Annotated in this window: 21 protein-coding genes and 2 tRNA genes; 13 read left to right on the top strand and 10 right to left on the bottom strand. The window is 65.9% G+C overall.

The features are described 5' to 3' along the window. Nucleotides 1-30 precede the first annotated feature (30 nt). Together rpoZ and AC1DQR_RS25580 are read left to right on the top strand one after the other, a co-directional pair. Nucleotides 31-234, top strand: a complete 204-nt coding sequence (rpoZ, locus tag AC1DQR_RS25585) for a DNA-directed RNA polymerase subunit omega (protein ID WP_006162413.1) — start codon at nt 31-33, stop codon at nt 232-234. 257 nt (nt 235-491) lie between these two features. Further along, complete coding sequence (locus tag AC1DQR_RS25580; protein WP_477134039.1) at nt 492-2,909, top strand: RelA/SpoT family protein; 2,418 nt, start codon at nt 492-494, stop codon at nt 2,907-2,909. A gap of 44 nt (nt 2,910-2,953) precedes the next feature. On the opposite strand, the gene greB is transcribed toward AC1DQR_RS25580, so the two are convergent. Next, nucleotides 2,954-3,550, bottom strand: coding sequence for a transcription elongation factor GreB (gene greB, locus AC1DQR_RS25575; RefSeq protein ID WP_416047901.1), 597 nt, complete (start codon nt 3,548-3,550; stop codon nt 2,954-2,956). Nucleotides 3,551-3,673: 123 nt separating this feature from the next. Here greB and AC1DQR_RS25570 point away from each other — a divergent pair. The 4 genes from AC1DQR_RS25570 (at nt 3,674) to AC1DQR_RS25555 (ending at nt 5,555) form a co-directional block, all read left to right on the top strand. After that, nucleotides 3,674-3,750 (top strand) — tRNA-Arg (locus AC1DQR_RS25570). A 274-nt stretch (nt 3,751-4,024) separates the two neighbouring features. Beyond that, nucleotides 4,025-4,870: a DUF1266 domain-containing protein gene (locus AC1DQR_RS25565; RefSeq protein ID WP_416047902.1), complete on the top strand. Its 846-nt coding sequence runs from the start codon at nt 4,025-4,027 to the stop codon at nt 4,868-4,870. Nucleotides 4,871-4,978: 108 nt separating this feature from the next. Then, complete coding sequence (locus AC1DQR_RS25560) at nt 4,979-5,260, top strand: hypothetical protein (RefSeq protein ID WP_174427993.1); 282 nt, start codon at nt 4,979-4,981, stop codon at nt 5,258-5,260. A gap of 219 nt (nt 5,261-5,479) precedes the next feature. Further along, nucleotides 5,480-5,555: transfer RNA gene (locus AC1DQR_RS25555), tRNA-Met, on the top strand. A gap of 129 nt (nt 5,556-5,684) precedes the next feature. Here the strand turns inward: AC1DQR_RS25555 and AC1DQR_RS25550 are convergent. Together AC1DQR_RS25550 and AC1DQR_RS25545 are read right to left on the bottom strand one after the other, a co-directional pair. After that, entirely contained in the window at nt 5,685-6,104 is a 420-nt protein-coding gene (locus AC1DQR_RS25550) for a hypothetical protein (RefSeq protein ID WP_416047903.1), read from the bottom strand. A 123-nt stretch (nt 6,105-6,227) separates the two neighbouring features. Then, nucleotides 6,228-6,515: a hypothetical protein gene (locus tag AC1DQR_RS25545; protein ID WP_183036083.1), complete on the bottom strand. Its 288-nt coding sequence runs from the start codon at nt 6,513-6,515 to the stop codon at nt 6,228-6,230. Between the two features lie 239 nt (nt 6,516-6,754). On the opposite strand from AC1DQR_RS25545, the gene AC1DQR_RS25540 reads away from it, so the two are divergent. After that, entirely contained in the window at nt 6,755-7,438 is a 684-nt protein-coding gene (locus AC1DQR_RS25540; protein ID WP_416047904.1) for a Fe2+-dependent dioxygenase, read from the top strand. A gap of 146 nt (nt 7,439-7,584) precedes the next feature. Here AC1DQR_RS25540 and AC1DQR_RS25535 read toward each other — a convergent pair whose 3' ends face one another. After that, nucleotides 7,585-7,887 carry a hypothetical protein gene (locus tag AC1DQR_RS25535; protein WP_082054800.1) on the bottom strand — a complete coding sequence of 101 codons (303 nt, stop codon included), beginning with the start codon at nt 7,885-7,887 and terminating at the stop codon, nt 7,585-7,587. 267 nt (nt 7,888-8,154) lie between these two features. On the opposite strand from AC1DQR_RS25535, the gene AC1DQR_RS25530 reads away from it, so the two are divergent. Together AC1DQR_RS25530 and lpxO are read left to right on the top strand one after the other, a co-directional pair. After that, the gene (locus tag AC1DQR_RS25530; RefSeq protein ID WP_150986268.1) at nt 8,155-8,466 is read left to right on the top strand and encodes a hypothetical protein; all 312 of its coding nucleotides are present in this window, start codon (nt 8,155-8,157) and stop codon (nt 8,464-8,466) included. 188 nt (nt 8,467-8,654) lie between these two features. Beyond that, on the top strand, nt 8,655-9,557 hold the full coding sequence (gene lpxO / locus AC1DQR_RS25525; protein ID WP_416047905.1) for a lipid A hydroxylase LpxO: 903 nt from the start codon (nt 8,655-8,657) through the stop codon (nt 9,555-9,557). 82 nt (nt 9,558-9,639) lie between these two features. On the opposite strand, the gene AC1DQR_RS25520 is transcribed toward lpxO, so the two are convergent. From AC1DQR_RS25520 to AC1DQR_RS25510, 3 genes are all read right to left on the bottom strand, one after another. Then, nucleotides 9,640-11,115: a sensor domain-containing diguanylate cyclase gene (locus tag AC1DQR_RS25520; protein WP_416047906.1), complete on the bottom strand. Its 1,476-nt coding sequence runs from the start codon at nt 11,113-11,115 to the stop codon at nt 9,640-9,642. A gap of 206 nt (nt 11,116-11,321) precedes the next feature. After that, the gene (locus AC1DQR_RS25515; protein WP_416047907.1) at nt 11,322-11,723 is read right to left on the bottom strand and encodes a hypothetical protein; all 402 of its coding nucleotides are present in this window, start codon (nt 11,721-11,723) and stop codon (nt 11,322-11,324) included. 174 nt (nt 11,724-11,897) lie between these two features. Continuing rightward, on the bottom strand, nt 11,898-13,340 hold the full coding sequence (locus AC1DQR_RS25510) for an aminotransferase-like domain-containing protein (RefSeq protein WP_477134022.1): 1,443 nt from the start codon (nt 13,338-13,340) through the stop codon (nt 11,898-11,900). A gap of 174 nt (nt 13,341-13,514) precedes the next feature. Between AC1DQR_RS25510 and AC1DQR_RS25505 the strand changes: the two genes are divergently transcribed. Further along, nucleotides 13,515-13,880 (top strand): hypothetical protein, encoded by a 366-nt coding sequence (locus tag AC1DQR_RS25505; protein WP_416047909.1) that lies wholly within the window; start codon nt 13,515-13,517, stop codon nt 13,878-13,880. 34 nt (nt 13,881-13,914) lie between these two features. On the opposite strand, the gene AC1DQR_RS25500 is transcribed toward AC1DQR_RS25505, so the two are convergent. Beyond that, a complete protein-coding gene (locus AC1DQR_RS25500; protein WP_416047910.1) occupies nt 13,915-14,220 on the bottom strand; it encodes a single-stranded DNA-binding protein in 306 nt (101 codons plus the stop codon). Between the two features lie 187 nt (nt 14,221-14,407). Between AC1DQR_RS25500 and AC1DQR_RS25495 the strand changes: the two genes are divergently transcribed. After that, nucleotides 14,408-16,030 (top strand): NAD(P)/FAD-dependent oxidoreductase, encoded by a 1,623-nt coding sequence (locus AC1DQR_RS25495; protein ID WP_416047911.1) that lies wholly within the window; start codon nt 14,408-14,410, stop codon nt 16,028-16,030. Between the two features lie 16 nt (nt 16,031-16,046). Here AC1DQR_RS25495 and AC1DQR_RS25490 read toward each other — a convergent pair whose 3' ends face one another. After that, nucleotides 16,047-17,315 carry a TIGR03862 family flavoprotein gene (locus tag AC1DQR_RS25490; RefSeq protein WP_416047912.1) on the bottom strand — a complete coding sequence of 423 codons (1,269 nt, stop codon included), beginning with the start codon at nt 17,313-17,315 and terminating at the stop codon, nt 16,047-16,049. A 133-nt stretch (nt 17,316-17,448) separates the two neighbouring features. Between AC1DQR_RS25490 and AC1DQR_RS25485 the strand changes: the two genes are divergently transcribed. Both AC1DQR_RS25485 and AC1DQR_RS25480 read left to right on the top strand, forming a co-directional pair. Further along, entirely contained in the window at nt 17,449-17,832 is a 384-nt protein-coding gene (locus AC1DQR_RS25485; RefSeq protein WP_416047913.1) for a hypothetical protein, read from the top strand. Nucleotides 17,833-17,911: 79 nt separating this feature from the next. Continuing rightward, on the top strand, nt 17,912-18,478 hold the full coding sequence (locus tag AC1DQR_RS25480) for a DUF1415 domain-containing protein (protein WP_416047914.1): 567 nt from the start codon (nt 17,912-17,914) through the stop codon (nt 18,476-18,478). A gap of 72 nt (nt 18,479-18,550) precedes the next feature. On the opposite strand, the gene AC1DQR_RS25475 is transcribed toward AC1DQR_RS25480, so the two are convergent. Then, nucleotides 18,551-19,438 (bottom strand): class I SAM-dependent methyltransferase, encoded by an 888-nt coding sequence (locus AC1DQR_RS25475; RefSeq protein WP_416047915.1) that lies wholly within the window; start codon nt 19,436-19,438, stop codon nt 18,551-18,553. Nucleotides 19,439-19,599: the final 161 nt, after the last annotated feature.

The raw sequence follows: 19,599 nt of genomic DNA, 5'->3' as shown, positions 1-19,599 counted from the left end.
CATAAGGTTTTGTCCCGAGGTGGATTACATATGGCGCGTATTACCGTCGAAGATTGTCTGAAACACATCCCGAATCGCTTCGAGCTCGCGCTCGCGGCAACGTACCGGGCCCGTCAGCTGGTGCAGGGTCACACTCCCAAGGTCGAGGCCAAGGACAAGCCCACGGTTGTGGCGCTGCGCGAGATCGCCTCGGGCCAGATCGGCATCGAGATGCTCAAGAAGGTACCGACCTGATTTTCGGGCGGCGGTGGCCAGTCCTAGCAACGCGTACCTTTGCATTGAGACTCTGCTAACGTACCTGTTCGCGTACTTGCTTAACCAGCCAGATCACAGAAGCCGCCCCCATGTCTTCCTCCCAGCCTTCCCCCCCTGTCGCGACGGCCAGCCCAACGGCCACGCCGGCGCGATCGCGCGGAGAAGCCACTGGTGACGCGAGTGGCGATGCAGTGCCACCCGTTCAGCGCAAGCGCGCCGTGCCCGGTCAATCGACCGTGACGGCGCGTACCGGCGCTCCCAATCTTCCCGATCCGCTTGGCAACGATGTCGTTGGCGAGCGTGCCGCTGCCCCCGCAATGGGTGCAGGCAAGGCAAGAGCCGCCCAGGCCGCCGCCGAAAGTGAGCTGAGCGAGGCGCCGCAGGGTGCCGCGCCGGGCGATGCGCTCTTCATCGACGCGGTGCTGGCGCAGTCCTATCGTCACTTCTTCGGCCCGACCTCGCAACCCGCAGTGCCTCCGCGCCAGCAGGTGATCTCGATCACCCGGCTGATGGAGAAGCTCGCTTATCTCAAGCCAGCGGACCAGGCGCACGTGCGCGAAGCCTTCCAGTTCTCGGACGAGGCTCACCTTGGCCAGTATCGCCAGAGCGGCGAGCCCTACATCACGCATCCGGTAGCGGTGGCGGAACTGTGCGCCGACTGGAAGCTGGATGTCCAATCCATCATGGCGGCGTTGCTGCACGATGTGATGGAAGACCAGGGCATCACCAAGAGCGAGCTGGCAGAGAAATTCGGCCCCAAGGTGTCCGAGCTGGTCGATGGCCTGACCAAGCTGGACAAGCTCGAATTCCAGAGCCGCGAGCAGGCGCAGGCGGAGAGCTTYCGCAAGATGCTGCTGGCGATGKCGCGCGAYSTGCGSGTGATCCTGGTCAAGCTGGCCGACCGCACCCACAACATGCGCACGCTCGATTTCGTGCCGCCGGAAAAACGGCGCCGGATCGCGCTCGAGACCATGGAGATCTACGCGCCGATCGCGCATCGGCTCGGTCTCAACACCACGTACCGCGAACTGCAGGAGCTGTCCTTCAAGGTTGGTTCGCCGTTCCGCTACGCCACGCTGGAAAAAGCGGTCAAGGCCGCGCGCGGCAACCGGCGCGAGGTGGTCAAGCGCATTCTCGAAACGGCGCAGAAGGCGCTGGGCGACGCCGGCATTGTGGCGGAGCTGTCGGGGCGTGAAAAGACGCTCTACAGCATCTACCGCAAGATGCACGACAAGCAGCTGTCGTTCTCGCAGGTGCTCGATGTGTATGGTTTCCGCGTGGTCGTGGAGACCCAGATGCACACCTATATGGCGATGGGCGCGCTGCACGGGCTGTACAAGCCCATGCCGGGCAAGTTCAAGGACTACATCGCCATTCCCAAGATCAACGGCTACCAGTCTTTGCATACCACGCTGGTGGGCCCGTTCGGCACGCCGGTGGAGTTCCAGATCCGCACCCGCGACATGCACCAGATCGCGGAAGCCGGCGTGGCCGCACACTGGATGTACAAGCATCAGGCCGACCAGGCCAACGATATCCAGCAGCAGGCGCACCAGTGGCTGCAGTCGCTGCTCGATATCCAGAGCCAGACCGGTGATTCGCAGGAATTCCTCGAGCACGTCAAGATCGACCTGTTCCCGGATGCGGTCTATGTGTTCACGCCCAAGGGGCATATCCGCGCGCTGCCGCGCGGTGCCACCGCGCTCGATTTCGCCTATGCCGTGCACAGCGACCTCGGCAACCAGTGCGTGGCAGTCAAGATCAACAACGAGCTGCTGCCGCTGCGCACGGAGCTCAAGAGCGGCGATATCGTCGAGGTGGTGACGGCGCCGTACTCCAAGCCCAATCCGGCGTGGCTGGCGTTCGTGCGCACCGGCAAGGCGCGCGCGGCCATCCGGCACTATCTCAAGACCACCCGGCTCGACGAAGCCATCCAGCTTGGCGAACGCCTGCTGGAGCAGTCGGCGCGACAGCTTGGCATCGAGCTCAAGGCGCTGCCGCAGTCGGTGTGGGACCGCATGGTGCAGTGGACCGGCAACAAGCACAAGGAAGACATCTTCGCCGACCTGGCGCTGGGGCGGCGCGTGCCGGCCGTGGTGGCCAAGCGCATGGAGATCCTGCTGCAGGAGCTTTCCGGCGATGTCGACAGTGCGCTGCTGGCGGCCGTGCAGACTTTCGCCGGCGAGGAAGCCCCCGCGGTGCCGATCACCGGCGATGAAGGCATGTCGATGATCTTCTCGTCATGCTGCCGGCCGATTCCCGGCGATTCCATCGTCGGCTACCTGGGCAAGGGCGAGGGTTTGCAGATTCACGTCCAGGATTGCAAGATAGCCAAGCGCCTGCACAGCAAGGACCCGGAGCACTGGATCGATGTGATGTGGGCGAAGAAGACCACGCGCTCCTTCGATGTATCGATCAAGGTGATGGTGCGCAACGTCAAGGGCATCGTCGCCCGCGTGGCGGCCGACCTGACTTCGGCCGACGCCAACGTCGCGCACGTGGCGATGGAGCAGCAGGAGGGCGGCCATCAGGAAGCCACCTACATGCAGTTCATCATCCAGGTGCAGAACCGCCTCCATCTTGCCAACGTGATGCGGGCGCTCCGGCGTAACCCCGACGTCATCCGCATCTTCCGCGACCGCAACGACGGCTGAGGCGGTCTTCCCGCACGCAAGCACTGAGCCCGGCCTAGCCGGGCTCAGTGCTTTTCCGGCTGCGCGGCGGCGATCGGTTCCGCCTGCTTGCCGGGATAGCTGACTTTCAGGATATCGATCTGCTCCACCCCGGCCGGCGTGCGCAGTGGGACCGTATCGCCTTCGCGCGCCTTGAGCAGCGCGCGCGCGATCGGTGAGATCCAGCTCACGTGGTTGCTGTCGAGGTCCACTTCGTCGGTGCCGACAATCGTCACCGTAGTCTCCTCGCCAGCCTGGTCGGCATAGGTGACGGTGGCGCCGAAAAAGATCTGGTCGTTGTCGCCCTGCAGGGATGGGTCCACCACCTCGGCCTTCTCCAGGCGCTTGGTCAGGAAGCGGATGCGGCGGTCGATCTCGCGCAGGCGCTTCTTGCCGTAGTGATAATCGCCGTTCTCGGAACGATCGCCATTGGATGCGGCCCACGAAACGATCTGGACCACCTCTGGGCGAGCCGTGTCGATCAGGTGCATCAGTTCATCGCGCAAGCGCTGGTAGCCTTGCGCCGAGATGTAGTTCTTGGTGCCGGGCGGCAGCGGGGTGGCGCCTTCGGGAAGGTCGTCATCCTCGTCGCCGGGTGACTCTTTGACAAATGCCTTGTTCATGATCCGATCACATCTGCGGGGCTGTCATTATAGGAAGCGGCGGCCTGCCGGAGGGAAAAGCAAAAAAAGTGGGGCAGGGGGGTTCCCAAATTTCAAAAGTACGTTATAATTTCTTTCTCGAGTGCGGCTGTAGCTCAGTTGGATAGAGTACTTGGCTACGAACCAAGGGGTCGTGGGTTCGAATCCTGCCAGCCGCACCACTCATTGCAAAAAGAGCTTCCAGAAATGGAAGCTCTTTTTTCATTTTGGCTTCCGCCAACGCTCTCGGTTCCTAGTCTGGCCATTCTACGGCGTTCCGCCGTGCGTCGACGGTAATCGCCGCGATTGAGACCTGTCTCATCGTGCGCCGAGCTTCCTTTCGCTAATCTCTATTCCGGTGCGCATCCTCGCGCGTTCATAACCGGATCGCTCTCTTGCTGCTGCTTCCCGCTCTGCCGGGCCGAGCGATCGCGCTTTCCTCTGGAGCGTCTTGCGATGCGATCGTTGCCGTGGTTCGTCTGTGCCGCCTTGCTCGCCGTTGTAGCCAGTGCCGCATGCCGTTCGCGTAAGCCGGGCGTGCCGCCAGCCGCGTTGCCGCCAGCGGCGGCGCACGGGCCGGGCTTGCAAGACCGTGTCTGTAGCCGGGCGATCGAGGGCAAGGCTGCGTTGGCCATCGGCGAGCGCACGTGCAGTTTGCTGGTGGGGTTCTTGCACGATGCGCGGTTGACCCTTAACGTCAGCACCCTTGCCACCGGTGTGGATCCACGCATGCAGGCGGGCGTGCTGGCTACCGACTGGCATATCCATACGGCCGGCGAGGCGCGGGGCACGCTGGCGTGGCTGCTGGAGGAGGGGCACCGCGCGCTGTATCCGCAGGTCTGCCGGATCCTGTTCTCGGTGCCGCGCACAGCGCGCGAGCGTGAGATCGTGCTGCTCAATGATCGCTTCGATCCGGTGCGCCTTGCCCATTGCATCGACAATCTCGAGCGCGCCATGCCGGACCTGCGCGCGAGTCGCCTGCTCGGCTCCAGGGTCGATCTTGCGCGTGGCGTGCTGGCCTGGGACATGAGCCGGGCGATACATGTCGCGCGGGCCGCCTACGACTGTGGCATGCAAACCGAGGCGCAGGCCTGGGCCGTGATCGAGCAGGCAGCGTCGCAGGTCTTCGCGCAGATGGCGTCCTGGCAGGAGGTTGCGGTGAGCTACCTGCTGGGCCGGGCAATGTGGGCCGGGCCTGGCGCCGGTCTGCAGCGGCAACTGGTGTTTGTCCGGCATTGCCTCGACGATTCGAATAGTCCCATGCGCGGGGTGCGCTATCACGCTGCGCGCCATGGTGTATAGGCGCGCGCCGTCTTGCGGGGGCGGTGCTGGCGGCATAGGCTGGTTCAGGAGCGCGTTGGGGGCGAGGGACTATGCTTCATGCTTGCGGCAAGAACCAGGGAGGATCCAATGAGCAATGCGGACTGGCGGGTGGAGGCGTATCGGGGCATGGACGTCTATGTCCTCGTATCGAAGCCGGGTGACGGCGGCGTCCCGGCTTTGGGCAAGGTTGCCCAGTGGGGGTACGAGGTGCGCGTCTGCCAGGAGGGGGCGGATCCCTCCGATGCCGGCGACATCGAGCGCTTGTCGGGCGACGGTGCGCAGTTTGCTACCCGGCACGCTGCCGAGGTCGCTGCGTTCGCTGCGGCCTACCAGCTTGTGGATAAGCTCGTGGGCCCGGTGACGGACTAGCGGGCATATCGTCCTTGCCGTGCGGGAGATGCGGAAGTGCGCCGTAGCACGTGCTGCCGCGTGCCGGCGAAGGGGCCGCTTTGCGGGTTGTTGTGAAATGCGCAACGTCGCATATCACGCTGTGATATGTCTTGGCGCGCCCGATGGCGGGTTTTTCACGATGACGTCACAAAGCGATTGCAATGCGCGGCGGGATCCACCATAATCCGGCCTCTCGGACGCGGGGTGGAGCAGTTGGCAGCTCGTCGGGCTCATAACCCGAAGGTCGCAGGTTCAAGTCCTGCCCCCGCAACCAAAGACCTTTTCTGGTCTTCGAAGCTAGTCTCCGGGCCGTCCTGGCCAAGTTCTGCAAATTCCCAAAGATACGAAACCCGAGCATTGCGCGCGACCGGTCTGCATGGCGTGCGCCATGGGTTCGCGCTGATCAGTGCCGCCCGCGGCCGCCTCCGCTGCGTCCGCCTCGCGTGCCTCCCATCCCTCCCCAGCCGCCGCCACGGTAGTAGCCGTGCGCCATGCCGGAGTGATAGTGATAGCCGCCGTAGTATCGCGGCCCGCCCGCGTGGTAGCCGGGGCCGCGATAGTAGCCATAGGCGCGATAGCCGTGATAGCCGCCGTAACCGTAGTAGAAGGCCGGGCCGTAGAACCCGCCATAGTAGGGCAGCGCGTAGTCGTACCCGTATCCGTAAGCGTAAGTGCCAGGGGGATAGGCTACGCCGCCCTCGTAGAGCCCGTAGGGATCGTAGGGGTTGTAGCTGTCGTAAGGATCGTAGTAAGGGTAGCCGGCGCATGCGCCCACGCACAGCACTGTCATGGCTAACAACAAGCGGAGCAAGGCGCGGTGCATGGGGTTTCGGGTTCGCCAACGGATCGCGCCCGGCGGGCGCCGGGCGATAACAATTAGAGACTGTGATCCGCCGAGAGGTTCAGTGTCGCGCTGGCTTGTGCCCGCACAGCGCCTGCCAGGGATTCAGGCGGGCGCCCGGGCCAGTTCGGCCGCGCGCGAAAACGTGTCTCGCACTTGCGGCTGGCCTTCGCGCGCCGCTGCCTCGGACCGGGCCGTCAAGCGCTCGATCAGCACGCTCAGGTTATTGCCCTGCGGGGCGGTCTTGCTTGCGCCGCACTGATCGACGGCCTCCCGCACTACCTGTCCGAGTTCCTCGTTGACATCCGCGCCATCGAAGGCGCTGATCGACAGGGCGGAAATCTGCTCGAGGTAGAGGTTGACCAACGCTTCGTCGTGTACCGGTTCGGGCATTTCCGTCTCCTTGGCAATATGGACTGGGTGCAATCCATTGTAGTAGGCCGCATGCCCGACGCATGTCGGCACAAGGCCTACAGGGCCGCTCTCCTGCGCAGGGCTTGCGTCAGGTCAAGGCCAGTGGATACTGATAATGATTCCCATTTGTATGATCGGCGGCTTTCTCTTACAATCGGCGCTCGTCTGGGGCACGGCAAGGTGCCCGGGCCAACCGTCTTGCCGAGGTAATTGAAATCATGATGCTGCAGATCCCGGATGTGCTGACAAAGGCGCAGGTTGCCCAATGCCGCGCCTGGATGGACGCAGCTGAGTGGACCGACGGCAACGCCACTTCGGGGCATCAGTCGGCATTGGCCAAGCGCAACCTCCAGCTGCCCGAAGGCTCGCCGGTAGCGCGCCAGGCAGGCGACCTGATCCAGGATGCGCTGGGAGCCAATCCGCTCTTTATCTCGGCCGCGCTGCCGCTCAAGGTCTATCCGCCCTTGTTCAACCGCTACGAGGGCGGGCACGCGTTCGACAACCATATCGATAACGCGATCCGCCACCTGCGCGGCACCAACTTTCGCGTGCGCAGCGACCTCTCGGCAACGCTGTTCCTGACGGAGCCGGAAGACTACGACGGCGGCGAGCTGGAGGTGGAGGATACCTACGGGCAGCAACGCGTGAAGCTGCCAGCGGGGCATATGGTGCTGTACCCGGCCACCAGCCTGCACCACGTCAGCCCGGTGACGCGCGGCGCGCGCGTGTCGTCATTCTTCTGGATTCAAAGCATGGTGCGCGACGAGGGCCAGCGCTCGGTACTGTTTGAGCTCGATACGCAGATCCAGCGGGTCGGCCAGGCTCTGGGGCACAAGGACGCGGCCGTGGTGGGGCTTACCGGCGTGTATCACAACCTGCTGCGGCGCTGGGCCGACGCCTGAGCGGCGGCGTGGGAAATGAGGGAACGGGGGAGGGAGCGAAGCGGGGGAGGGGATGTCGAGGCAGGATGCTTCGTCTTGATGCATCGGCTTGATACTCGCGAATCGCCGGCATCGGCCAGCCATTCGCGATACATGGTGTAACGAGGCTAACGGCGATCCCGGTGCTGCGGCGGTAACGGGACCATGGCTACGCGTCGTCGCGCGGGCTTGAGCGCGCGCTGCATTGGCCAGAAAACGTATTGGGTATGCGGATCCATCGGCTTGCCGAAGTAGGACACCCACACCTGCACGCCCTGTTCGGTTTCTGCAACGATGGCAGCCACTGCGCGGGCTGCGACTGCGGGAGATTTGAGCAAGGTGGCCAGCGCTTCGACACCTTGGACCACGTGGTGCTTGACACCACTGAACCATGCGTATTGACGCATGGCTGACAACAAACGCTCGGTCATGAACTCTGGTGTTTGGTTGGAAGTAAAGATCAGACCGGAGCTTACACGCTTTGTTCAGTGCTGATTGATGGGACCTGTCTATCGCTTACCCTGAGTCATCGGATGTCCCTGTCCCTGCCGCGGGTGCCGGGCCCGGCGCCTGTTGTCATCGCGGCATTGCGTCAATGCGCTAGTGCCGGTCGGCCACCACATTGACAACGCAAGGGCCGAGGATTAGCGTCATCAACAGGACCATCCGACCCTTGAAGGCTTCCTGGGAGCTTGCCGATGACCGAAGACATGCTGCTGCAACTGATGGTGGAAGTCGAGAAGGAAGACCCCATCGACTATGCCGACCTGCCCTTCGACGACGCCACGCTGCGCGCGCTGGTGTGCCGCCTGGTGGCGCAGCGCTCCAGCGCCATGGAGACGGCCGGCATGCCGGTGGACGCGTTGCTGGCGACCATGTGGGCTTCCACCGCCAAGCTGGTGCTGGAGAACATGGTACTCAACGCGCGCCTGCTGACGCTGCAGGGCTTGCCGGACGACGCCAACGCGCTGATCGAGCGCATCGCCCGACAATCCCGCGGCACGCCCTGAGGCGAGGCCCTCCGGCCTCTTGGGCCGCTTGCGCCGCCGATCCTGAGCGATGGATCGGCGTGTGGCGTATCGCTATCATCCAGCAGGGCGCGTTCCATTTCGATACACTACGGGTTTTCGCCCCCGACACCGTCGCGTTGCTACGCGTATGCAACTGCGCGCGGTACTGCTGATATGGAGGATTTCGGGTGATCAAGTGGATAATCGTCGCGGCGTACCTGGGAGCGATCCTGTACGTGCATTTCCGCGGCAAGGTGAGGCTGCGCATCTGGCGCCAGTTGCTCGACCATTCGGCCCTGGTGGCCCCGGTCAACTGCTTCATGTACATATTTTCCGGCGTGCCGCGCACGCCCTACATCCCCGTCGAGCGTTTTCCCGAGCTGGAGAAGATCCGCGCTGCGTGGCCGGACATTCGCGACGAAGGCCTGGCCCTGGTCGCCATGCGCAAGATCAAGGCCGCGGACAAGAACAACGATGCTGGTTTCAACTCGTTCTTCAAGTACGGCTGGAAGCGTTTCTACCTGAAATGGTACGAAGCCCGCCATCCGTCGGCCGAGGTCCTGTGCCCGCGCACGGTGGAGTTGCTGCGCGGCCTGCCGAGCGTGAAGGCGGCGATGTTCGCCGAGCTGCCGCCCGGCGGCAAGCTGAACCCGCACCGCGACCCGTTCGCGGGTTCGCTGCGCTATCACCTGGGACTGGCCACGCCTAACGACGACCGCTGCTTTATCGAGGTCGACGGCGAGCGCCATAGCTGGCGTGATGGCGAGGGCGTGGTGTTCGACGAGACCTACCTGCACTGGGCGGAGAACAAGAGCGACAGCAACCGGCTGATCCTGTTCTGCGACATCGAGCGTCCGATGCGTTTCGGCTGGGCCGGCAAGATCAACCGCTGGCTGGGCCGCAAGGTCATGACCGCGGCGAGCTCGCCCAACGACGACTCCGACCAGACCGGCATGATCAACCGCCTGTTCCGCTTTGTCTGGATTTGCGGCCAGTATCGCCGGCGTTTCAAGGCGTGGAGCCGGCCGGCTTACTACGTGGTCAAGTTTGGCCTGATCGCCGCCGGCGTGGCGCTGATCGTGTACCTGTAACGCTCGAAAGCTCGAAAGCGTTAATGCGCAAGAAGAAAGGGCCGGCTGATGCCGGCCCTTTCTTTTGCCCATCGGCGATGGCCTATCGGCGCCGCCGCTCGCGCTCGTCGTCGAGCGCCTCGTAGTGGGCGCGCTTGGCCTGGTACATGCGGGCGTCGGCCAGCTTGACGGCGTCGCTCAGGCGGTCCGATGCGGCGCAGCTTGCCGTGCCGATCGACAGGCTGAGCGCGGTGCCCGGATAGAACTGGTTGTTGAGCTCCACCACCTGGTGGATCTGCTCGACCACCGTGGCCGCGCTGCGCTCGTCGCGCGCCGGCAGCAGCACCATGAACTCGTCGCCCCCGACCCGGGCCACGCAGGCCTGGTCGCCCACGGCCTTTTTCAGCGCCTCGCCGGTGCGGCGCAGGAGCGCATCGCCGTCACCGTGGCCGAGCTGGTCGTTGACCTGCTTCAGGCCGTTCAGGTCGACCGCGATCACGCTCACCGGCCACGGGCCCTTGCGGCCCAGCCGCGCGAGTTCGTCTTCGTAGTAGGCGCGGTTGTAGAGCTTGGTCAGCACGTCGTGCTTGCCGAGGAATTCGACATAGGCCTCGGCCTTCTTGCGCGCGGTGATGTCGGTCAGCGACACCAGCACCTGGTCCCATTCCGCCTCGCGGCCGGGGAACACCGACCACTGCATGAACACGTCCACGGCCCGGCCATCGAGCGCGTAGTTGATGACTTCGCGCTGCTGCCAGAGTTTCTCGTTCCAGAGGTCGATCAGCTGCTCGGCGAACTGGATGCGCATATTGTCGCGGAACACGTCGCCCAGGCGCGAGAGCAGCCCTTCCTTGGTCGACGCGCTGAACATCAGCAGGGTTTGCTGGTTGACGTCGAGCACGCGGATTTCCTGCATGCAGCGGGAAATGAAGTCCGGATGCACGTTGAGGAAGGTGCGGAAATCCGAGATGCCCGCGCCGCGGACTTCATCGAGCAGCACCTTGACCGCGCTGAAATCCTCGACCCACAGCGAGACCGGCGAATGCTCGAACAGGCCCAGCGCGTATTGCTCGCTGCGGCGCAGCTCGCGTTCGGTGGCCACGCGCGCGGTGATGTCCTCGATCGACAGCAGCACGCGTTCCCAGGTGGCCTCATGGCCGGGCATGACGGTGGCATCCAGGCGGATGTCCAGCCGCTTGCCTTCCAGCGTGTAGTTGACGGTCTGGCTTGAAAAGCGTAATCCGCCGTCCCACAGCTGGCCGAGTTCCTCGACGTGCTGGTCGAACATTTCGTCGCGAAAGACGGTGTCGAGGTTATTGACGAGGTCGGTGAGGTCGGCGGCGCGGAAGAGGTCCAGCGTGCGCTGGTTCACGTCCAGCACGCGGATCCGTGCCGAGCAATGCGCGACTTCCTCGGGATGGGCGCGCAGGTGGCTGCGCAGGTCGGTCACGCCCTGTGCGCGCAGGGCCTGGAAGTGCTCGCGCACTGCGCTGAAGTCTTCCAGCCACAGCGAGACTGGCGCCAACTGGAACAAGGCCTTGTACTCGTTGTCGATCCGCGACGTTTCGGTCGTTGCCATCAATGCGTCTTTTCCCAATCCCGATCCCCATCCCAATCCTGTTCGGCGCGGGCCAGAGCTGGCACGCGTGTGGCACGGCTGGCTTTGCGCCGCCTCGGATCTGCCGGGGCCGCCGCCATGCTCGCTACGAGCGATAGCATAGGGCAGCAGGGGAGGGAATGGGTAGTGTGTGGCGTAAAAACCCACACATGGCGCCCGCCGGCGCGTCAGCCCTGGCGGGACAGCTCGGCGATGCGCGCGGGGGCGTACCGGTGCTGCGTGTTCTCTTGCTCGGCGATCAATTGCAGCGTGGCCGCCTGCAGCAGCGAGCCGGCGGTCAGGTGCGAGGCCAGGGTGCGCAGCTCATCGAGCTTGCCGCTGGCAGCGGAGTTGGCATGAGTCATCTCAGTCAAGGTCTGGACAGGAACCCGGCCGATGGTATCGGCAAGCCTGGGGGGGCTGCTTTGTCCCTGGTCATGCTCCGTGCGCGCGGCGTTGTCTTTCGTGTCCTGGCCAGCCCGGGCATCGGTGCGGGCCAGGCGATGCGCCGGGTCGGCGCGGCGGGCGGTGCAAAGGCGCAGGGCGGAGCCCACGGTATCGATGGCGAGCGGGAGGGAGGGGTGCGGCATATGGTTCTCCTTGGGAGCGCGGCCTGCCGGTTTCGGCAATGCTCGCAAGGATGCCGGGCCGGTCCGCCGCCGCCAAGCGCGCTGCGATGAACGGCGCGATGCCAGGAGCGAATGGTGGCGCGAGGCGACGGATGTGGCGCGCCATGCCCGCCGCTTGCCATCCACCATCGGCCGCTAGGGCTGGTCCGCCAGGCGCGCCACCACCGCGGYGAGCGTGCGCAACGCGCGCTCGATCTCAGGCGTGAACGGCGTGCCGCAATTGAGCCGCAGGAAATGGTCGAAGCGGTTGGAGTTGGAGAACATCACGCCGGGCACGACGCGGATGCCGGCCGCCATGGCCTGGTCGAACACGGCCTCGGACGGGACCGAGCCCGGCAGCTCGACCCACAGGTGCAGGCCGCCGTTCGGGTTGGAGGCACGCGTGCCGGCGGGAAATTCGGCGGCAATCGCCTGCGCCACCTGCGCGCGCTGGCTGCGCAATTGCTCGCGCAGGCGCCGCAGGTGCCGCTCGAACGCGCCGGAACCCATGAACTCGGCCGCGGCCATCTGCGCCAGCAACTCGTTGGGCCGCGACTGGCTGTACTTGAGCATTTCCACGCGCGCCTGCCACTTGCCCGCGGCGATCCATCCCAGCCGCATGCCGGGCGCCAGGATCTTGTGCAGCGAGGCGCAATGGATCACGCCGCCGCTGCGGTCCCAGGCCTTGAGGGCGGCCAGCGGCGCGTCCCCGTCCGCCAGGGCGGAGAAGCAATCGTCCTCGATCAGCGCGATGGCGCGCGCATCGCACCAGGCCACCAGCTGCGCCTTGTTGGCGTCTGGCATGATGCTGCCCAGCGGATTCTGCAGGTTCGGCACCACCACCACCGCGCGGATGTTGTCGTAGGTCTGCGCCGCCAGTTCCAGCGCTTCGAGCGAGATGCCGGTCTGCGGGCTGCTGGGAATCTCCAGCGCGCGCATGCCCAGGCTCTCCAGGATCTGCAGCAGGCCGTAGTAGGTGGGCGACTCCACGGCAATCACGTCGCCGGGCTGTGCCACCGCGCGCAGGGCGAGGTTGAGCGCCTCGGTGCAGCCGTGGGTCACCAGGATATCTTCCGGCGCGACCGTGATGCGCGAGAGCAGCGCGTTGCGCGCCAGCACGGCGCGAAAGGCTGGATGGCCGCCGGAATCGGCCGCGCTGCCGAACAGCTGCGGGTGCAGGCGCAGCGCGCGCGCCGCCGCATTGCGCAGGTCTTGCGCCGGGTACAGCGCGGGCGCGCCGCAGGCGCCGGCAAAGTTCACCGCGACCGGTTGCTGGCGCCCGCGCGCGGTGATGGCGGAAATGCGCTCATGGATGCCCACATATTGCGCGGGGTCCGGCAGCGTGGCGGCAGGCTCTTCGATCGGCGCCAGCGGCTTGTGCCGGCGGTGCCGCACGAAGTAGCCCGAGCGCGGCCTGGCCTCGAGCAGGCCATCGCTTTCCATCTGCCGGCAGGCCTGCAGCGCGGTCGACAGGCTCACGCCGTGCAGCTCCATCAGCGTGCGCACGGAGGGCACGCGGTCCCCCGGCTTCAAAACGCCCGTTTCAATGGCGTGCAGGTAGTGCTGGGCAAGCTGGCGGTAGAGGGGGGCGGATTCCATGCGGCATGGTGGCGCGGCGGAGGTCGGCGCAACAGATACAGATCAGGGTCTTCTGTATCGTAACAGATGCTCTGTTATGCCTCTGTTACGGTTCACAAGCCTTGGGCGTGTGCCTGTTTTGGGCCGGCCCGCATCGGTAGTCTGGAACCCTGTCAAAGCCAGGGAGCCGGCATCATGCAAAGCTATCGTTCAGACCCGATCATCCCCAATGTCCAGCCCGTGCAGCCCACGCCCGCCAAGCCGGCTGGCGCCGAGCCGCAAGCACAGGCAATCGACCTGGAAAGCAGCCGCGTGCTGCGCTTCCATGCCATGGCCGGCACCACCCTGTGCGTGCTGGAGGGCGAAATCGAGCTCACCGAGGCGCCGCGCTGGCTGGCCGGCACCGTGTGGAGGCAGCCGCGCCGTCTGCCTGCCGGCAGCGTGGTGGCGCTGTCGCCCGGCTGGGTGGAAGTGCTGGCCCGGCAGGCGGCCACGCTGCGGCTGCAGGCACCCGCGGCCGGGCCTTGGTGGGCCCGCTGGCTGCGGCTGGCGCGGGCCTGACGCGCACCAGGCCGGGATAGCCGCCCTGAGGCGGTCAGTCCTGCTGGCCGTGCACGCTCAGCATGGCGTGGGCCACCAGGTCCAGGGCGGGCCGCGTGTCGCCGTTTTTGTCGATCCAGACCTTGGGCGTGAGGCTGCCTGACAGCGCGACCGATTCGCCATCCTCCAGCGCCAGCAGCCCTGCGCGCACCTTGTCGGCAAATGCGATCACATTGACGATGACGGTGTCGCCATCGTTGATCGCAGCCTTGAGCTTGGCGGTCACGTACTGGCTGCCGCCCTGGCCGGAACGTTCGCTGGCGTGGCCGTGGAGCCGGCCGCTGACTAGTGCGTCGATCATCTTTCTTCCTTGCTGGTTATCTTGCCGGGGTGCGGAAGATCTCACAATTTCGCGCTCTCGTGGCAGAGAATGCGGACCCTGGCGCTAAAAACGATAAAATTGCGGTCCGGCCAGCCCGACGCTCAACCAGAGTGCAGTCCGCGCCCCTTCCAGGGCCGACCCACCGGCCGCAGAATTCCAGGTTCCCATGCTACGTCTAAGTGAAGTCAAACTCCCGCTCGACCACGCCGAGAGCGATCTCAAGGCCGTGGTCCTCGCCCGCCTCGCCGAGCTCGGCGTCAAGGCCGATGGCCTGACCGGGTTCACCGTGTACCGCCGCGCGCACGATGCCCGCAAGCGCTCCGATATCAAGCTCACCTACATCCTCGATATCGCGGTGAGGGACGAAGCCGCGGCGATCCAGCGCATGGCCGGCAAGCCGAACTGGAGCGTGACGCCGGACATGGCCTACCGTTTCGTCGCCCAGGCGAGCGCACCGGGCACCACGCTGCGCCCGGTGGTGATCGGCATGGGCCCGTGCGGTTTGCTCGCCGGCCTGATCCTGGCGCAGATGGGCTTCAAGCCCATCATCCTGGAGCGCGGCAAGGAAGTGCGCGAGCGCACCAAGGACACCTTCGGCCTGTGGCGCAAGAGCGTGCTGAACCCCGAGTCGAACGTGCAGTTCGGCGAGGGCGGGGCGGGCACTTTCTCCGACGGCAAGCTCTACAGCCAGATCAAGGACCCGAAGCACTACGGCCGCAAGGTGCTCGACGAGTTCGTCAAGGCCGGCGCGCCGGAGGACATTCTCTACCTCGCGCGCCCGCACATCGGCACGTTCCGCCTGGTCAGCATGGTGGAGAAGATGCGCGCCGAGATTTTCGCGCTGGGCGGCGAGGTTCGCTTCGAGACCCGCGTCGAGGACGTGGATATCGAGGGCGGCAAGATGCGCGGCCTCAAGCTGTCCAACGGCGAGTACCTGCAGGCCGACCACGTCGTCCTGGCGGTGGGCCACAGCGCGCGCGACACCTTCGAGATGCTGCATGAGCGCGGCGTGTTCATGGAGGCCAAGCCGTTCTCGCTGGGTTTCCGCATCGAGCATCCGCAGGGCATGATCAACAGCAGCCGCTTTGGCAAGTTCGCCGGCAACAAGCTGCTGGGCGCGGCGGACTACAAGGTGGTGCACCACGCCAGCAATGGGCGCGCGGTCTACAGCTTCTGCATGTGCCCGGGCGGCACGGTGGTGGCCGCGGCCTCGGAGCCGGGCCGCGTGGTGACCAACGGCATGAGCCAGTACGTTCGCGCCGAGCGCAATGCCAATGCCGGCATCGTGGTGGGCATCACGCCGGAGGATTTCCCCGGCGGCCCGCTGGCCGGCATCGCCTTCCAGCGCCACTGGGAAGAGCGCGCGTTCGAACTTGGCGGGCGCAACTACAACGCGCCGGCGCAGTTGGTGGGCGACTTCATCGCGCGCCGGCCATCCACGGCGATGGGTGCGGTCGAGCCCTCTTACAAGCCGGGTGTCACGCCGACGGACCTGTCCACCGCGCTGCCCGACTACATCATCGAAGCCATCCGCGAAGCGCTGCCCGAACTGGACAAGAAGATCGCCGGCTTTGCCATGCATGACGCGGTGCTGACCGGCGTGGAAACGCGCACGTCGTCGCCGCTGCGCATTCGCCGCAAGGACAACTACCAGAGCATGAACGTGGAAGGGCTGTACCCGGCTGGCGAAGGCGCCGGCTATGCGGGCGGCATTTACTCCGCGGCCATCGATGGCATCGAAGTGGCCGAGGCCGTGGCGTTGAGCATCGTCAGCGGCAAGGCGGCCTGAGCGAGCCCAGGCTGGCTTAGCGCCCGGCAGCCCCGGCCGCTTCCAGCCAGGCCGAGGCTCCCAGCCCGGCCGCGCGCCCGCTGGCAAAGCAGGCGGTCAGCAGGTAGCCGCCGGTGGGCGCTTCCCAGTCCAGCATCTCGCCGGCGCAGAACACGCCCGGCACGGCGCGCAGCATCAATTGCGCGTCCATCGCCTCGAACGCGACGCCGCCCGCGCTGCTGATCACTTCATCGATCGGGCGCGCGCGCAGCAGGCGCACGGGCAGCGCCTTGAGCGCCGCCGCCAGCCGCGCGGGGTCGGCAAATTCTTCTTTTGACAAGCATTCGCGCAGCAAGCCGGCCTTGACGCCGGTGATGCCCAGCTTGCTCTGCAGGTGGCTCGACAGCGAGCGCGCGCCGCGCGGGCGCTGCACCGCTTCGGCCACGCGGTCGGCCGGCAGGCCGGGCGCAAGGTCGAGATGGATCGTGGCCTCGCCCGTGGCTTCGAGCAGGTCGCGCATTGGCGCGCTCAGCGCATAGACCAGGCTCCCCTCGATGCCGCCGGCCGTGATGACGAACTCGCCCTGGCGATAGTGCTCCACGCCATCGCGCTCGCGCAGCCCGATGGCCACGGCCTTCAGCGGGTGGCCGGCAAAACGCGCGCGGAAGTGCTCGCTCCAGGCTACGTCGAAGCCGCAATTGGCGGGGCGCAAAGGGGCGATGTCCACGCCGCGCGCGGCCAGCAGCGGTACCCATGCGCCGTCGGAACCCAGGCGTGCCCAGCTGCCGCCGCCAAGCGCCAGCACTGTGGCATCGGGCCGGACCGGCAGCTCGCCATCGGGCGTGGCAAAGCGCAGCTGGCCCGATGCATCGTCCCAGCCCAGCCAGCGATGGCGCATATGGAACTGCACGCCGGCCTCGCGCAGGCGGTGCAGCCACGCACGCAGCATTGGCGCGGCTTTCATGTCGGTGGGGAAGACGCGGCCCGAGCTGCCGACGAAGGTCTCGATGCCGAGGCCGTGCACCCAGCCGCGCAGCGCTTGCGGATCGAAGGCGGCCAGCAGCGGCGCCATTTGCGCGCTGCGCTTGCCATAGCGCCCGAGGAAGGGCTGCGCCGCTTCGGAATGCGTGAGGTTCATGCCGCCGCGCCCGGCCATCAGGAACTTCCGGCCGACCGAGGGCATGGCGTCGTACACGTCCACGCGCAATCCGCGTGCGGCCAGCACCTCTGCCGCCATCAGGCCTGCGGGGCCGCCGCCGATCACGGCGACGCTGGCGGCGGGGAGGGGGGCGGTGGGTGCAGACATGGGTTGAATCCGGGGCAAGGCGGTCGATCGCGCAAAGGGGCGCAAGGCAGGGTGCGGCGGATCGGATTATATAGGCCAGGGGCAACTGCTAATATCGCCCCTTCCCTCGTGCCACGGGTCTCCCGCGCTTCTCATGCCCTTGCCGTCCCGCTTGTCGTTGCCTCTTCCCGCCGCGCGGGCCTTTGTGCTGGTCGTGCTGGGTCTTGTGGCCGGCATGCACCCGGCGCTCGCGCAGGAAACCGCGCAGGGGCTGCAGGAAAAGGCGATGAAAGGCGATTTCCTGTCCCAGCGCAACCTCTCGTACTGCCTGCAGTCCGGGTGCCTCGGGCTGGAGCGTGACCGCGTCAAGGCCTGCATGTGGCGCAAGGTGATCGTGCTGTCTGGTGAGCGCCATGTCACCGACCTGGACACCGCCAACCTGGAGTACGTCTGCGCAAAGCTGAGCACGGCCGAGCGCGATGCGGCCATGCGCCAGGCGGACGCGCTGGCCAGGCAAATCTACGGGCCGCGGCGCTGAGCGCCTTTGGCCTGCCTGGGCGGGAGGCTAAAATAGCGGTTTAGCGCGTTTAGCGCCGTTCCCTGCGTCACGCATCGCCATGCCCATCGCTTCGCCATCCAGCCAGTTCATCGTAGACGCCACCCAGCAATGGCTGGAACGCGCAGTGATCGGCCTCAACCTGTGCCCCTTCGCCAAGGCCGTGCACGTGAAGCGGCAGATCCGCTACACGGTGAGCGATGCCACCGATACCGAGGGTGTGCTCGCCGATCTCGAAACCGAGTTGCGCACGCTCGCCGATGCCGACCCTGCCGAGATCGACACGACCCTGCTGATCGTGCCACACGCGCTGGCCGAGTTTCTCGACTACAACGATTTCCTCTATTTCGCCGAGCGTCTGCTCAAGAGCCTGCGCCTGGCGGGCATCCTGCAGATCGCCAGCTTCCATCCGCATTACGAGTTCGGCGGCAGCGAGCCGGACGACATCGAGAACTACACCAACCGCGCGCCTTACCCCATCCTGCACCTGCTGCGCGAGGACAGCATCGCGCGAGCCGTGGCGGCTTTTCCCGACGCGTCGGATATCTACGAGCGCAACCAGGAAACCATGCGCCGGCTCGGCCACGACGGCTGGCGCAAGCTGATGACCGAGGCCAGCGGAACATAAAAAACGCGCCGTTGACGCGGCGCGTTTGAGCTTGCGCACAGCAGCGCGCCATTGGCTTGGCGCGAGTCAGCTTCAGCCGGCAGCAGCCGGCTCCTGCGTATAGAAGCGCGCTTCCATCTCTTCCAGTCCCAGCGTGCGCAGCACTTCGTTCAGCCGCTCGGCCGGGCGGCGGCGCGGCAGGTCCTTGTACTGCGCGACGATGAGCTCGTTCTTCATCGAGTGCTCCCAGCCCACCAGCTCGGTCACGCTGACCTGGTAGCCATGCGCCTCGAGCTGCAGGCAACGCAGCACGTTGGTCACCTGGCTGCCGAACTCACGCGTATGCAGCGGGTGGCGCCAGATTTCGGTCAGCGGATTGCCGGCCAGCAGCTTGCCCTTGTTCTTGCGCAGCACGCCGGCCACCTCGGCCTGGCAGCACGGCACCACCACGATGTACTTGGCGTGCTTTTCCAGCGCGAAACGGATCGCATCGTCCGTGGCTGTGTTGCAGGCGTGCAGCGCGGTGACGATGTCGATGGTGGGCGGAAGCTGATCGGACGTGATCGAATCCGCAACCGACAGGTTCAGGAACGACATGCCCTTGAAGCCCAGCCGGCTGGCGAGTTCCTGCGAGCTGCGCACGAGTTCTTCGCGCGTCTCTATGCCGTAGATGTGCGACTGGTCGAGCTGCGCCTTGAAGAACAGGTCATACAGGATGAAGCCGAGGTAGGACTTGCCGGCGCCGTGGTCGACCAGCGTCACGTCCGGGTGATCCTGCTTGAGGTCCTGCAGCAGCGGCTCGATGAACTGGAACAGGTGGTAGACCTGCTTGAGCTTGCGGCGGCTGTCCTGGTTCATCTTGCCGTCGCGCGTGAGGATATGCAGCGCCTTGAGCAGTTCGATGGACTGGCCGGGGCGGATTTCGTGGGGGCTGGGCGCCGGTGCGGCGGGCGTCTTGGACGCCGGGGACTTCTGGGCCATCTGGGATGTCTGGAACCTGGGGAAAAGCGGTGAGGCGTGCGCCAAAGCCGGACGACGCTGCGCCGGTACAGCGGCAGTTTACCGAAAGTCGCGCTTGCCCGGGGCGAGTGGTGCAACCGGCGCATGCCGGTGCCGCCTTGCCGGGTCCCCTAAACAGGCCC

Source organism: Cupriavidus sp. 05L411, assembly GCF_056398045.1.
This window is presented reverse-complemented; position numbering and strand designations above follow the sequence as displayed.

Excerpts from the sequence above, each read along its gene's own strand:
- rpoZ (WP_006162413.1), top strand. The coding sequence starts at position 31 with ATGGCGCGTATTACCGTCGAAGATTGTCTGAAACACATCCCGAATCGC.
- greB (WP_416047901.1), bottom strand. The coding sequence starts at position 3,550 with ATGAACAAGGCATTTGTCAAAGAGTCACCCGGCGACGAGGATGACGAC.
- AC1DQR_RS25565 (WP_416047902.1), top strand. The coding sequence starts at position 4,025 with ATGCGATCGTTGCCGTGGTTCGTCTGTGCCGCCTTGCTCGCCGTTGTA.
- AC1DQR_RS25560 (WP_174427993.1), top strand. The coding sequence starts at position 4,979 with ATGAGCAATGCGGACTGGCGGGTGGAGGCGTATCGGGGCATGGACGTC.
- AC1DQR_RS25550 (WP_416047903.1), bottom strand. The coding sequence starts at position 6,104 with ATGCACCGCGCCTTGCTCCGCTTGTTGTTAGCCATGACAGTGCTGTGC.
- AC1DQR_RS25545 (WP_183036083.1), bottom strand. The coding sequence starts at position 6,515 with ATGCCCGAACCGGTACACGACGAAGCGTTGGTCAACCTCTACCTCGAG.
- AC1DQR_RS25540 (WP_416047904.1), top strand. The coding sequence starts at position 6,755 with ATGATGCTGCAGATCCCGGATGTGCTGACAAAGGCGCAGGTTGCCCAA.
- AC1DQR_RS25535 (WP_082054800.1), bottom strand. The coding sequence starts at position 7,887 with ATGACCGAGCGTTTGTTGTCAGCCATGCGTCAATACGCATGGTTCAGT.
- AC1DQR_RS25530 (WP_150986268.1), top strand. The coding sequence starts at position 8,155 with ATGACCGAAGACATGCTGCTGCAACTGATGGTGGAAGTCGAGAAGGAA.
- AC1DQR_RS25520 (WP_416047906.1), bottom strand. The coding sequence starts at position 11,115 with ATGGCAACGACCGAAACGTCGCGGATCGACAACGAGTACAAGGCCTTG.
- AC1DQR_RS25515 (WP_416047907.1), bottom strand. The coding sequence starts at position 11,723 with ATGCCGCACCCCTCCCTCCCGCTCGCCATCGATACCGTGGGCTCCGCC.
- AC1DQR_RS25505 (WP_416047909.1), top strand. The coding sequence starts at position 13,515 with ATGCAAAGCTATCGTTCAGACCCGATCATCCCCAATGTCCAGCCCGTG.
- AC1DQR_RS25500 (WP_416047910.1), bottom strand. The coding sequence starts at position 14,220 with ATGATCGACGCACTAGTCAGCGGCCGGCTCCACGGCCACGCCAGCGAA.
- AC1DQR_RS25495 (WP_416047911.1), top strand. The coding sequence starts at position 14,408 with ATGCTACGTCTAAGTGAAGTCAAACTCCCGCTCGACCACGCCGAGAGC.
- AC1DQR_RS25490 (WP_416047912.1), bottom strand. The coding sequence starts at position 17,315 with ATGTCTGCACCCACCGCCCCCCTCCCCGCCGCCAGCGTCGCCGTGATC.
- AC1DQR_RS25485 (WP_416047913.1), top strand. The coding sequence starts at position 17,449 with ATGCCCTTGCCGTCCCGCTTGTCGTTGCCTCTTCCCGCCGCGCGGGCC.
- AC1DQR_RS25480 (WP_416047914.1), top strand. The coding sequence starts at position 17,912 with ATGCCCATCGCTTCGCCATCCAGCCAGTTCATCGTAGACGCCACCCAG.
- AC1DQR_RS25475 (WP_416047915.1), bottom strand. The coding sequence starts at position 19,438 with ATGGCCCAGAAGTCCCCGGCGTCCAAGACGCCCGCCGCACCGGCGCCC.